The sequence below is a fragment of the Mesorhizobium subarcticum genome, from assembly GCF_055456085.1.
In genome coordinates this window covers 16,157-28,605 of record NZ_CM144237.1, presented here as the reverse complement: position 1 = coordinate 28,605, position 12,449 = coordinate 16,157, and the positions used below count along the sequence as shown (strand labels likewise).

Sequence of the window (12,449 nt, the reverse complement as noted above, 5' to 3'; positions counted from 1 at the left end):
GATTCGGATCGGCTTTAGCAACCAAATCCTACGTCATTTCAACGGCTTGCGCCACATCCGCCAACCACCCTGAATTTTTCGGGTTAATTGCAACCTCGCGCGCTCGCAGCAACGCTCTGCGTTCCTGAGAAACACGGCTTTTGACTTCAATGCGTTTGTAGAACCCTGTACGAGCAAGCTCTGCAAGCATGGCAGCATCATTCTTATCGGTTTTATTGTGCATCTGGCTCAGTACGGCGTGGGCCTGACGTGCGTCGATGCAAACGATCGGCAAGCCACGCTGGCTGAGTTCGTTATACAACCAGTTCGCCATCCGACCGGTTTCCAGAACGACGCATCGGATATGCTCCAATTCACACATCAAGGCACGATATATGGTGTCGGGGTCGGTCGGCTTCTTGTACGCCGACTTGACCGTCCCGCTTTGCGTTCGAACGCAGATTGCCGTCTCGTCCTTTGACACGTCCAAACCAACAAAAAGCTGTTCCATTTTGCTCTCCTCTTTTCAGCGCAGCCATAGTAGCCGCTAGAGAGCGCTGACGATCAATTACTCCGAGTCTCGTCCGCATGCCATCTGCCGGTCACAGCGCGCTTGCGCCGGTTGAAGCGTTCCATCAGCAGCGGCGCGAAATGAACGACCCAGCGATGGATTGTTGAATGATCGACACTAATGCCACGCTCCGCCATCATTTCTCAAAGATCGCGTAGGCACAGTCCGTAGGCCAGATACCAGCGAATGCAAAGCAAGATCACAGATTGGTCGAAATGGCGGCCTTTGAACATCTCAACTCTCCGGGGGAACACCGGAGCCCAATGCCATGCGCCTCGTTACCAAAAACTTTGCAACACATCCCGCTTAAGAGCAAAGGTGCCATAGCCGACGTATTTGAGTTCCACAGAGCCGGCAGAACTGCTGTGCCGTGCTATAACCCCCTCGAGTTCCTGTACGAATTTTTCTCGGCCTATCTTTGCTTCGGCTTTAAGTGATGGCGTGAGTGCCATGACCGAGGAGAAGACTTCTTCCATTCGACGCTGCACTGTCCAAGTAAAAATGCGCTGGTGCACATTGGTAAAGACCCCTGACGACGAAATCGCGTCCCCTGCGTTAAAGAGTTCGTATTGGCCGGCTTGATTTGAATGCGCCCTGCGATCGTATCCATCGACAAGCCGCTCAAGAAGCGAATAGATCCCATCCCCAATACTGTTTTGGGTGTCTCCCCAGCGATATTCGACTATAGCCAAGCAGCCGTTAGGGACTAGCACTCTATGGCTTTCGGCAAGGAAGGTACGCTTGTCAAAGCGGTGAGCTGCGCATGCCGCAGCCACGAGCGCGATCGACCTCGACGGATAGCAAACCTTTTCTGCAAAGCCGGATATGTATCTCACATTCTTGAGCTTTTCTGGATGATCCTCTGCCGCTTGCCTCATCTCTGTGCTTGGTTCTATCCCAACCACGACGCGACTTGGGTTGAGTGAGCGAGCAAGGGGCCGAGTAAAGAGACCCGTTCCGGCGCCAATATCAACTGCCGGATATCGCGCCGGAATCAGCGACAGAAAGGAATTGATATAGTCTACCATTTCTTTGGGATACTCCGGCCTGTCGCTGTAGCGGTTAGCCAATCTTGCAAACTCTGCCATAAACCCTGCAGACTCATTGCTCTTGGTACTCGGCATGGCTGTAGCTTTCGTCAATTCTTGCGCTGTAGGAAAGGGAGTCGAGGCGCTCAAACGCTGATTACTTGTAAATCGGAAGATGCCGGTGAAGCATCGCGAGCGCCCTCTTCAGCACGGCAATCGTCTCCGGGTTACCGATACCGATTCGGATCGCCTCGGGAGGCTCAAAAGTTTGAGATGCATACGAGCTACTGGTAGCGACCTGCACGCCATCCTTCTTAATGGCGTCCGCCAATTCTCGACTGGATGTACTTTCGATTAATGGCAACCATACATGCAGGCAGCCAGGATCCGTGACATAACGGCAATTACGGAGGATCTGGTCGAGAAGTCTGTGTCGGCTGCGTAACTCGTTCTTTACCGCCGATAAGATCGCCTGATCATCGCCTCGGCGAATGAAACTGGACATCAAGGCCGCGCTCATCGGCGTTGCCATCCAATAGGTTGCACGAACTCCTGGCCAGAACACGCGGGCAGCTTCGTCCGCCGTAGGGGCGACGAGATATGCTAATTTCAGCCCGGCGGCGAAACTTTTCGCTGTTCCCAAGAGATACCAGGATGTTTCCGGCGCCATTGCTGAGATCGGCGTCAAGGGCGACGGGCTTAGAAGGCTATAGACATCATCTTCAATGATTTTGACGCCATAGCGCCTGGCGATCTCCGCTATATTCGCGCGGCGCCCCAAAGACATCGTAATGGTTGTGGGATTCTGATAGGTGGTCAAAAGATAGATCGCGGCGGGTTGTGTTTCTTTGCAAACATCCTCGAACGCATTCGGCTCAACACCGTCGGGATCGATGGGCACGTCAATCACCGGAATTCCGTAGCGCTCGGCAAACGTTCGTACCGGCGGATAGGTCATTTGTTCTACGACAAGCGCTCGACCTTTAGGGATAATCCCGGGGAGGATCATATGCATGGCCGCTTGTGTACTGTGGGTCAAAACAACCCGGCGTGGATCCGGTTGTGTTCCTAGCCGGCGGCCAGTGAATTCCGCTCCTCTCGACCGATCCTCGTCGGTGCCTGTCCAACGATGTGTTTTTACAAGGCTGGAAGGCGACATTGTCACAAACAGTTCTTCAAGCACATCCTCGAAGATTGGTCGAAAGTCTGGGGAACAGGAGGTGGATGGTTGAGATTAAGTTGGATCAATCCATTCTCGTCGACACACCTGTCGACCAGCGGTCGAGATTGGCCGTCTATCCTATTCATTTCCTAGACCTCCCATTGTCTTTGCTCAGCTTTCATCATTCGCCGTATTAGGTGAGGCTCCCTCGTGCCAAAACGGCAGAAATCGCGATCGCTAGGACTGTTGCGATCGGAATTGCCCGGCCCCGTATCGCCGGCACCTTAACCGCGCTCGTCACGTGCAGCACGGCGAGGGCGATGAAGGCGATGGCGAAGACTGTCGGAAACGCCACAACCGGAAGACGGGCCGTGCCATCAGCAGGATCGCGACCAGTGGAGTGTCATAGGAGACGGGAATGCCCGTGAATTTGGCATCCGAGGTCAGCCCGACATTCTCGAAATAGCTGAGGCGGATGGCGCCAGCCATGATGAGGGTGAGAATGGCCACGAATGACATGACGCTCCCTTCCCCAACAAGTACGATAACGACGGACGGAAACAGAACGCCGTGGAGGAAGTCGCCGAAGCCATCGAGACATTTTCCGAACAGGTCACGAAGCGTAGATATACCTTCGCTTGCATTGCCGCCTGGATTCCGCAGGTGACGCCCTTTTTCCGATAGTATAGGCACCCGACGCAGATCTGACATGCTGCTTTCCTCCCTTCGTCCCCTCGATCGCGATATCAAACCACGACATGAAATCGGTCGGCAGCTCCTGCCGCCTTTCTAAAAGGGAGCTTCAAAAGTCGTGCCAACTGCGGAGGAAAAGCCTCAGAAAAAGGGTTCTCGATACTAATCAATGACTTGAATGATGGTGGGAGCGGGAGCCAAGCCGAACAACCCGTGTCGCTCATTCGACAAACCCGGCAGTAGTGTCGGTTGCCCGCCGTCTTCCCAGGGATGGCGGCTTCCTCCGCGGGAAGCGGAATTCACGCGTCATTTGACTGCTATCCGCGCTGTCCAATGTCCGCCATGTCATGGCTTCTCCTAAATTCGCTGTGATCAGTCCGGTTCCAGAGGGCGTTGATGGTGTAGACGCCCGCGACGACCGCAGTGTGTGGCAAAGTGGAGTTGTTTAAACCACCATTGGAGATGGGCATCATGAGCGAAGTTCGTACGATCGGTTTGGATTTAGCCAAGAACGTGTTTCAGGTCCACGGGGCTGACGAAACAGGTGCTGTTGTGTTTCGCAAGCAATTGCGGCGCGGGCAGGTTTTGAAATTCTTTGGTGGCCTGCCACGGTGCCTGGTTGCGATGGAAGCCTGCGGAAGCTCGCATTTCTGGGCGCGTGAGATAGGGCATTTGGGACACGAAGTCCGTATGATCCCACCGGCCTACGTGAAGCCCTTTTTGAAGCGGCAGAAGAACGACATGGCTGATGCTGAGGCGATCTGCGAGGCAGCGCAACGACCAACGATGCGCTTTGTTGCCGTGAAGAGCGAAGAAAGACAAGCCGCAGCAGTGGTGTTGCGCACCCGCGATCTGCTGATCCGGCAGCGCAAGCAGACCATCAATGCGCTGCGCGGCCACCTTGCGGAATTTGGTGAAGTCGTGCCGCAGGGTTTAAGCTTCGCTTCGAAACTGATTGCGATGATTGAGGATCCGCAAACGGCTCTTCCAGAAACTGCGCGGACTGCTCTGCGGTTTCTGACAGCAAGCTTGTCCCAACTGAATGATCAGATTCGCGTGCTGGATGCACAGATTGTGCGCCGGGCTCGTGAAGATGAGACCGCACGCCGGTTGATGACAGTTCCCGGAATTGGCCCATTGATTGCCACCGCACTGGTGGCTCTGGCGCCATCGCCTGAAACCTTCAAACGTGGGCGGGACTTCGCCGCATGGCTTGGGCTTGTGCCGCGACAACATTCGACAGGCGGCAAACAGCGTCTCGGCTCCACGACGAAGATGGGGGATCGATCTCTGCGGCGGCTCCTGATCATAGGGGCCAATAGCGAGCTTGTGTGGCGCGCCCGCAAGGGTGCAACACCAGGCACGTGGCTGGCCAAGATGCTGGCGCATAAACCACCGATGCTGGTGAGGGTGGCGCTTGCCAACAAGATGGCGCGAATGATCTGGGCTATCATGGCCAAGGGAGGAATATACAGAGCTCCGGTTGCTGCGGTCTAAAGCCAACGTAACCGAGGGGACGTCGCAGCGAGAGAGGTCATCGGAAGTATGGCGCAACGGTCGTGAGACGGGATCAGGAAAACCAGTGTGCACCAAAGTGTCTCAAGAGCACGCGGCGTTGATTTGGACCTGACCTGCGAACACCATAAGGGCCCGCGGCATGTGTGAAAGCCGCATCACAGGCCGGACACATGTCAGCACCCGACAACGCGCAATGCCAACTAAAGATTCCTCTTGCCAAACGGGCGTCTACACATGGTGCATGGGTCCGGACTTGAGCGGATGTCGATCTTTGAAGCGGCAGACTGTGCCGTGGCCGCCTTGCGGCGGGCGGATTTCGGGCGTGCGCAGGCAAGCATGCGGTTGAGGACGGCGCAGCCGATGGCGACTTCGGTCTGCTGAACGGGAAGCGACCGTGCCCGCAAACGCCGCCCGATGGTGGACTTGTATCGCCCTATGGCGGTCTCGACCAGCGAGCGTTTGCCATAACCGTTGGAGACCTGCCATTTCATCCGGCCGTCTCTGCCGATTGCGGCGATATGCTGGTCCCTTTGGCCGGCAGGTCTATCATCGAATGGTTCGACCGCGTTGACGCGAGGCGGAATGACGATTGCGGCGGCAGCGCTGTGATCGATGACTGCGTCGTAAGTCGGTTTTCCGTCATAGGCGCCGTCAGCAGTAAACTGTCCGATCGGACCGCCAATCTGGTCGAGTAGTGGCTCAACTTGAGAGACATCGCCAGTGTCCTGATCAGTCAGGGTATGGGCAATGATCTCGCCGCTGTCGGCATCCACTGCCAGATGCAGCTTGCGCCAGTTGCGACGTGATCTGGCGCCATGTTTCTGCTCCAGCCATTGCCCGGCGCCGTAGACTTTCAATCCCGTGCTATCGACAAGCACATGCAGCGGGCCGTCCGGCAGCGGCGGGTTTCGTCGGGCTGATGGCTCCCACTTCTGTGCCCGACGGCTCAGCGTCGTATGATCTGGAACTGGGACTTTCAGCCCCATGAGATCCAGCAGCGAGTGGAGCAATCCCTCGGTCTGGCGCAGCCGCATTGCCAAGACGCAACCCAGCGTCCGCGCTGTCTCAATGGCGAGATCGGAATACCGGGCTTGGCCGCCGCGGGTCTTGCGTCGCGGAGCGCGCCATCCCGCCAGTGCCTCCGGCGTTACCCATAAGGTCAGGCTACCACGCCGGCGCAGACCTGCTTCGTAATCACGCCAATTCGTCACCCTGAATTTCATCTTTCCGACGTGATGACGACGATCTGCGTTGTGTTTGTACGGCATGGCACTCAAATCAAGCTGATTTCGATCCTGCCTGCCTATCGCCAAACCGTTGACAAAGGATCCATGCACCAACGCTGCGCCTACCCGAACTTAGGATGGTGAGAATGATCGAGCCAGATCACACCGCGCAAATCGGCTGGACGAGCTGCCAGCGCAGACAGGATCAAGCTGTTGTCAAAGCCAAGAAAACTCGGCTGCGTCAGAACATAACGTTGTACGCCGAGCGCAGCACCCAGTTTCTCGACATCTTCCAGAGCAGCCGGCTCTTCCGGGTGTGGGTGACGTGGTTCGGCCATATCGCGGCTCGATCCGAAGATGTGGACGTGGCAATCCGTGATCCCAGACCTATCGAGGACGACGCTTTGTGGCGTGGATTCGAGACTGGTCATTGCTGAACGTCATGTTCTTCGTTGCAGCGAGCCGATGCTACCTTGCGAAAGAAGGCTGCGGTGTCGGAGAGCGCACGACGAGCCGCTGGAACGCCTTTCGCGAACATCGCGTAGCCGTGCGCAAGGCCTTCGTAGTAGCGGACGGAGACCATCGAAACTTACGATAAGAAAACTGAACTCAGTCACAACGCTGTGCTCCGATGGCATCGGCTATGACCCGTAGCGCAAATCGCAATTCTTCGCGTGTGTCCGGACTGCCAAAAACTAGCCGAATGTACCCATCCGATGCGCCTGGCCTTTCTTCAAAAACAGTACCCGGCCTAAGGATTACGCCTTGCTTGGCCGTTTCCTGAATGAGGTGTGATTGATCGATCCCACTCGGCAATTCGAGCCAAGAGAACAGGGATTCCTGCTTCGTTTTCATTCGAAGATGACCGAGAAAGTTTACTGCGATTTCCTGGCGGGCGACGGCTTCTTGCCGTACGCTTTCGCACAATGTCGTCATTGTTCCTTCGAATATCCAACGCTGCGCGATTTCTGCAGCAATCGGGGTAGGAAACCAGTAAGACACCCCCTGTACAGATTTGATAAAGCCATCCGCTGCCGCCGCTGAAGGCGCAACTACATATGCAAGCCTTACTCCTGGACCGATCGTTTTAGCAAAACTGGTAATATACCAAGCCACATCAGCAACCAATGCAGCGATCGGCCGAGGTGAATTGTGAAGTAGCCCACCATACACGTCGTCCTCGATGAGTACGACTTCGCTTGATCTCGCAAGATCGGCAATCGCAAATCTGCGTTCCTCAGACATTATCGCGGTGGTTGGATTATGTAGCGTTGGCATGAGAAAAGCGGCTTTCGGCTTCTTCTGCTCAATCGCCTCAGCCAGCGCCGTTATTGTCGCTCCTTGATCATCCATCTTGATAGGAATTAGAATATTTCCCCTGTATCCTGCTATCATACGAAGGCCATGATAGCTCAGATCTTCGACAGCGATCGCTTCGCCGGGACTTACCAGATGGGACAGTAGCATTGACATCGCATTTTGCGCACTGCCCATGACAATGATCCGATTTGGATCTATCTGTTCCCCGAATCTTCGTTCAAGCCATTTTGATGCAGCCTCTTTATCAAGCCGATTTCCGCCAAATCGGTGCTGTTGAATTAACCTTGCACACGAGGCGTCCATCATGATTTTCTCAAGCGTTTGCTTAAGTGCTGTTGCGACATCACCAACACTGGGAGGTGTTGAGCGAATAAGGCTTATTTCTTGATACGTTCTTATAGACACATTTGCCCCCATCACGTCGTATTTAGCTGAATTAAGAGGACGATTTGGAGTTAATTCCTGCATTTAGTCCGAACTCGTCCACGCTGCTGCCGATTTGAGCGCTTCGCTGGCGCTCTACGATCCTAAGATAGATCGGACCTACGCCCGAAATCGAATTGGACTGAAAAGTTCAATATTATGGGGCGTTGTTCCGTCTTCAGCCAAGTTCGCAAGTATCTCACCGATCACGGGAACAAATTTAAAGCCGTGGCTTGAGAAGCCAGCAGCAATAATCACTTGGCTATGTGATGGATGGACGCCAATGGCAAAATTTTCGTCCGGAGTGTGGGCATACGGGCAGGCAACTACACGGCTTGCTGTGCGGCCACGTAGCGCAGGCACGAGATCTGCCATGAATTCGACGAGCTTCTCGACCTCGCCAGGCAGCGCATTGCGTTCAAAACGCTCGAAATCGGTAGGAGTACCAGCAGAGAATGCCATCTTTACCGTCTTTTCGCCGGGCATCGCAGAAAATGCGTAGGCTACTGTCCCCTGTGTGTCCTCGAGAACCCACCGCGGATGGTGCCCGATTCCAAACTGCGCGCCTCCTCCTCTTGGCTCAACCCACACTTGCAAAAGCCTGCCGACATGAACGGGAAGAGTGAGACCCTGCAGCAACTTTCCTGTCCATGCACCAGCAGCTATAATAAGCCTATCAGCGCGAAATGTGCCCGCTGATGTACTCACTTCAACACCATCTGCGGTGCTTTTCCATTGATGGACAAGGGTTTCAAAATGCAGTTTAGCACCGTGCCGGATAGCCATTTCAATGTTTGTCGTCACCGCCTTCTCGGGGCGGACGATCGCTTGGCTAGGTTCATAGAAGGCAACACTGTTCGTCGGCGGACTCATCGTCGGCCATCGACGTGAAACCTCACTGGGTTCCAGTATTTCGTAGTTTACATGATGCAAGTCAGCGGCGGCAATGGAGCGCGCTAGCGTTTGGCTTTCTGGCGGGGTAACAACAAGTCCACCACATTCAGTGAAGAGTTCAGCGCCACTATCTCGTTCCATTCGTCGCCAGAGATCATAGGCCTCAAACACGAGAGGTATATATGCCGGATCTCTCACATAAGCTTTCCGAATTGCTCGGGTATCGCCATGACTTGAGCCTTGATTGTGAGCTCTCCAGTGCTGCTCAAAGCCGATGACTTCACAACCTCTACGGGATAGTGCTGCGGCAGCCGCACTCCCCATTCCGCCGAGCCCTAGCACTATGACGCTCAGTTTCGACATGTCAGCACTCATTTCCTTAATCTTGAAATACGGACAGGAGATCCGTCCTGGTGAATACGCAGACCAAGTTTGCCTCGACAGCCGCCTACCGAGCTATGCGTGGCCAAAGCGGTTGTGCAGTCCTCTTGTCGGAAGATCGGGCAACTGCTCGCGTCCGCGCTCAGAAGATTTACGCTTGGTGATGCCTTAGCTGGAGCGTCGTTTAGCCAGCAGCGGCAACTGTTTAGGGCAGCAAACTCTGCACCTCGGAGGCCATTTTCTCCATGGCCAAATTGGGCGGCAGCTGTTGCAGAAGAACGCCGCGAAGGTGATCTTCAATGACTTTAGTGATCTTCAGAGAGTTTTCGCCCGGGAAGGAGAACCAGCTACCGACGATTGGCAATTGCTTAACAGGAACCAGCCGATTCGGCCGAGACTGGTAAAATTTCCCGAGAAGATTAGGATCGTTCAAGGCGATTTGATTGACCGGTATGTAGGCCGTTGCTTTTGCGACTAGCACCTGTGCGTCCGGACCCGTGGCAAACTTGATGTACTCCCACGCGATTCTTTGCTTAATGGGGTCCTTGGTGTGGATCATTGCGGCATTCCCCCCCGCGGGCAGCCTGCCATTCGAGGCAGGCACGGGAAAAGGACCCACGCGAACGGAGAATCGGCCGGCGGCCTGTTCCTCAAAGAATGTAGTGTCTGCGCTTGCAGTGATCAGAATGCCCAGCGCACCAGACGCGAAGGCTTGCTTTGCCTGATCTCGCGTCATATCCGTGAAACCGGCCCTTCCGATCTTCTCAAGAATCTCCAGCGAAGACAGTCCCTCCGGTCCGTTGAAAGTGACTTTCTTCCCATCGGAAGAGATCATATGGCCACCCTGCGATTCAACGAGAGCGATGAACGTCCAATTTCCCGTAGGCAGGTAGTCGAAGTAGATACCGCCGCTTGGAGCCTCAATTCGTTTCGCCAACTGAATAATTTCTGGCCAGGTAGATGGTAAGTTTTCGGGGTCTCCACCGGCGGCTCGGACGAGTTCTGCATTATAATAAACGGTGGGAATGGAAAGCGCGAACGGAACCCCAACCGTTGTGCCATTGTGGGCAGCAAGTGACATTACCGATTTCGAGTATCCGAGAGATTCCCAATTTGTTTCCCGCTCGATAAAAGTATCGAGTGGCACGGCAATTTGGCGTTCAGAAAGGACGTTGACGAAACCAAGACCTTGAAACCCTATATCCGGAGCGTCACCAGTGATTGCAGCCCGTAGCATAAGCTGCAACATTTCAGTATAATTTTTCACGGTCGTGAGATTGATTTTTACGCTAGGATGGCTTTGCTCGAACCGTCGTGAAATTTCTTCCATTGGTCCTTTAAATAGATTCGAATTTGAGTAGAGAACGTCGAGCGTTGTCTCTGTCTGGGCGAAGACTGGTTTGCTTGCCGCAACCATAGCGGCTGATGCAGCAGTTAGGAGAATTTCTCTACGATTGAGGCGCATGTTATTTCCTTTCATGAATTCGCTTATGGTTGACAGTGTTTCGGGTACATTCTGTACGGCGTTGTCATTTGACCGCCCCTTTGCTTAGGCCATCGAGGAACCATCGTTGTGCACTGAGAAAGGCGACGACGAGGGGCATAACAACCAAGGTAGATGCCGCCATAAGTGGGCCATAGTCGTTACCCGCTTCCTCGTTCTTGAACGCCATGATCCCGAGGGGCGGCGGCATCAAACTCTGATCACGCACGGCGATTAGGGGCCAGAAGAGGCTGTTCCAGTGGGACACCACCGAGAAGATGCCGAACGTGATGATGGCCGGCAGAGCCATCGGCACCATGATCCTCCAGATGATGGCTAGTTCGGAGAGCCCATCGAGTCTGGCCGCGTGAACCACGTCATCGGGAATCGTCTTAAAGAACTGCCGAAACAGGAATATCCCGAAGGGGGAAACGACATATGGAAAGATCAGCGCGGCATAAGTGTTAAGGATGCCGACCTGATAACCCATGATGAACAGCGGAAGCGCCAGCACCTCGTGTGGCAACAGAAGCCCGATAAGGACAAGCGCAAAGAGCAGGTTTCGGCCCGGGAATTCGAGCTTGGCCAGAGCATAGGCCGCTGGTGCGCAAACGATGATTTGGAGCGCCAAGATGGAAGTGCAGACGATGACTCCGTTCAGCATATAGCGCAGCAACGGTGCCTCGGTCAGAGCCTTCGTGTAATTCTCGATCCCGTAGAACTGCTGCGGCCAGAAGCTGAAGGAAGCGCGAAAGATCTCGCCCGGCGGCTTGATCGACAGCGAGACCATCCACACAAAGGGAATGAGGATCAGCGCACTGGTGATCAGCAGGGCGGCATGGCGCATGATGGCCGACGGTGGTGTGAGACGATCGGTGCTCATTGGTAGTGAACCCTTTTGTCCATGACGCGGGCCTGGATGAGGGTCAGCGCGACGACGATGAAGAGGAAGACGACGGCAACCGAGGCGCCATAACCGGTGCGCAGGTACTGGAAGCTCTCGCGATAGAGGGTGTAGAGCAGCATCTCGGAGGCATGACCGGGTCCGCCCTGCGTCAGAACCTGCACAGTATCGAAGGTCTCGAAGGACCGGAGTGCCACGACGATGAAGACGAACATGGTGACCGGGCCGAGCATCGGCAGGGTGACGGTGCGTAGTCGGTCGAGCCAAAGGTCAGCGCCGTCAATGTCGGCGGCGTCATAGAGATCCTGTGGTATCGATTTGAGCCCGGCGAGGAACAGGACCATGGCATAGCCGAGATTCTGCCAGATGCCGATGACCGCGAGCACCGGCAGCACCGTGTTCTCGTCGCGCAACCAATTGGCCGTCGGCAGTCCGAGGCCGGCGAGTGTCTGGTTGACAAGACCGATGGTGGGATGCAGCAGCGCCTCCCAGGCGATCGCCATGGCCGTCAGCGTCGCCATGAAGGGCAGGAAGTGGATGGCCCGGTAGAAGGCTCGGCAAGACTTGCCGCTTTCGATCAGAAGCGCAATCACAAGGCCGAGGATGATTGTGCCGGGCACGACGATGGCGACATAGAGGATGGTGTTGACCAGCGAAGCGCGGAAACCCTCGTCGGCGAAAACCTCCTTGAAATTACCGAGCCCGACGAAAGAGAGATTGCTGGCGCCGAACTGCCAGTCGGTGAGCGCAATGCCGAAGACGGCAAAGACCGGCAGGAAGAACAGGGTGATCAGTAGCACCAACGCCGGTCCGGCCAATGACCAGGCCGCGAGTGTTTCGGCAAGCCTGTGATTGCGCAGCGCCTTG

11 protein-coding genes and 2 pseudogenes are annotated in these 12,449 nt (G+C 55.2%); 2 read left to right on the top strand and 11 right to left on the bottom strand.

What is annotated here, in order from left to right:
* Positions 1-28: 28 nt before the first annotated feature.
* The 5 genes and pseudogenes from ACZYHG_RS00150 to ACZYHG_RS00130 all read right to left on the bottom strand — a co-directional run bounded on the left by ACZYHG_RS00150 (position 29) and on the right by ACZYHG_RS00130 (position 3,259).
* Complete coding sequence (locus ACZYHG_RS00150; protein WP_464611997.1) at positions 29-490, bottom strand: IS110 family transposase; 462 nt, start codon at positions 488-490, stop codon at positions 29-31.
* Between the two features lie 65 nt (positions 491-555).
* A pseudogene (locus tag ACZYHG_RS00145) lies at positions 556-783 on the bottom strand (IS6 family transposase); the annotation flags it as partial.
* A 45-nt stretch (positions 784-828) separates the two neighbouring features.
* On the bottom strand, positions 829-1,674 hold the full coding sequence (locus ACZYHG_RS00140) for a class I SAM-dependent methyltransferase (RefSeq protein ID WP_464611996.1): 846 nt from the start codon (positions 1,672-1,674) through the stop codon (positions 829-831).
* Positions 1,675-1,735: 61 nt separating this feature from the next.
* Positions 1,736-2,761: an aminotransferase-like domain-containing protein gene (locus ACZYHG_RS00135; protein WP_464611995.1), complete on the bottom strand. Its 1,026-nt coding sequence runs from the start codon at positions 2,759-2,761 to the stop codon at positions 1,736-1,738.
* Between the two features lie 276 nt (positions 2,762-3,037).
* Entirely contained in the window at positions 3,038-3,259 is a 222-nt protein-coding gene (locus tag ACZYHG_RS00130; RefSeq protein WP_464611994.1) for a hypothetical protein, read from the bottom strand.
* Between the two features lie 645 nt (positions 3,260-3,904).
* Here ACZYHG_RS00130 and ACZYHG_RS00125 point away from each other — a divergent pair.
* Complete coding sequence (locus ACZYHG_RS00125; RefSeq protein ID WP_464611993.1) at positions 3,905-4,930, top strand: IS110 family RNA-guided transposase; 1,026 nt, start codon at positions 3,905-3,907, stop codon at positions 4,928-4,930.
* 314 nt (positions 4,931-5,244) lie between these two features.
* Here the strand turns inward: ACZYHG_RS00125 and ACZYHG_RS00120 are convergent.
* Positions 5,245-6,219 (bottom strand): annotated as a pseudogene (locus ACZYHG_RS00120) (IS5 family transposase); the annotation flags it as partial.
* A gap of 104 nt (positions 6,220-6,323) precedes the next feature.
* On the opposite strand from ACZYHG_RS00120, the gene ACZYHG_RS00115 reads away from it, so the two are divergent.
* The gene (locus ACZYHG_RS00115; RefSeq protein WP_464611992.1) at positions 6,324-6,614 is read left to right on the top strand and encodes a hypothetical protein; all 291 of its coding nucleotides are present in this window, start codon (positions 6,324-6,326) and stop codon (positions 6,612-6,614) included.
* A gap of 172 nt (positions 6,615-6,786) precedes the next feature.
* Here the strand turns inward: ACZYHG_RS00115 and ACZYHG_RS00110 are convergent, their stop codons facing one another.
* From ACZYHG_RS00110 to ACZYHG_RS00090, 5 genes are all read right to left on the bottom strand, one after another.
* A complete protein-coding gene (locus tag ACZYHG_RS00110) occupies positions 6,787-7,965 on the bottom strand; it encodes an aminotransferase-like domain-containing protein (protein ID WP_464611991.1) in 1,179 nt (392 codons plus the stop codon).
* A gap of 75 nt (positions 7,966-8,040) precedes the next feature.
* Positions 8,041-9,177 (bottom strand): N-methyl-L-tryptophan oxidase, encoded by a 1,137-nt coding sequence (gene solA, locus ACZYHG_RS00105; RefSeq protein WP_464611990.1) that lies wholly within the window; start codon positions 9,175-9,177, stop codon positions 8,041-8,043.
* Between the two features lie 223 nt (positions 9,178-9,400).
* Entirely contained in the window at positions 9,401-10,660 is a 1,260-nt protein-coding gene (locus ACZYHG_RS00100) for an ABC transporter substrate-binding protein (protein WP_464611989.1), read from the bottom strand.
* Positions 10,661-10,724: 64 nt separating this feature from the next.
* On the bottom strand, positions 10,725-11,561 hold the full coding sequence (locus ACZYHG_RS00095) for a carbohydrate ABC transporter permease (RefSeq protein ID WP_464611988.1): 837 nt from the start codon (positions 11,559-11,561) through the stop codon (positions 10,725-10,727).
* Positions 11,558-12,442 carry a carbohydrate ABC transporter permease gene (locus ACZYHG_RS00090; RefSeq protein WP_464614839.1) on the bottom strand — a complete coding sequence of 295 codons (885 nt, stop codon included), beginning with the start codon at positions 12,440-12,442 and terminating at the stop codon, positions 11,558-11,560. Before ACZYHG_RS00090 ends, ACZYHG_RS00095 begins: the two co-directional genes overlap by 4 nt.
* Positions 12,443-12,449: the final 7 nt, after the last annotated feature.

Coding starts and splice junctions, on each gene's coding strand:
- ACZYHG_RS00095 (WP_464611988.1), bottom strand. CDS start 11,561: ATGAGCACCGATCGTCTCACACCACCGTCGGCCATCATGCGCCATGCC.
- ACZYHG_RS00140 (WP_464611996.1), bottom strand. CDS start 1,674: ATGCCGAGTACCAAGAGCAATGAGTCTGCAGGGTTTATGGCAGAGTTT.
- ACZYHG_RS00100 (WP_464611989.1), bottom strand. CDS start 10,660: ATGCGCCTCAATCGTAGAGAAATTCTCCTAACTGCTGCATCAGCCGCT.
- ACZYHG_RS00150 (WP_464611997.1), bottom strand. CDS start 490: ATGGAACAGCTTTTTGTTGGTTTGGACGTGTCAAAGGACGAGACGGCA.
- ACZYHG_RS00115 (WP_464611992.1), top strand. CDS start 6,324: ATGATCGAGCCAGATCACACCGCGCAAATCGGCTGGACGAGCTGCCAG.
- solA (WP_464611990.1), bottom strand. CDS start 9,177: ATGTCGAAACTGAGCGTCATAGTGCTAGGGCTCGGCGGAATGGGGAGT.
- ACZYHG_RS00110 (WP_464611991.1), bottom strand. CDS start 7,965: ATGCAGGAATTAACTCCAAATCGTCCTCTTAATTCAGCTAAATACGAC.
- ACZYHG_RS00130 (WP_464611994.1), bottom strand. CDS start 3,259: ATGTCATTCGTGGCCATTCTCACCCTCATCATGGCTGGCGCCATCCGC.
- ACZYHG_RS00125 (WP_464611993.1), top strand. CDS start 3,905: ATGAGCGAAGTTCGTACGATCGGTTTGGATTTAGCCAAGAACGTGTTT.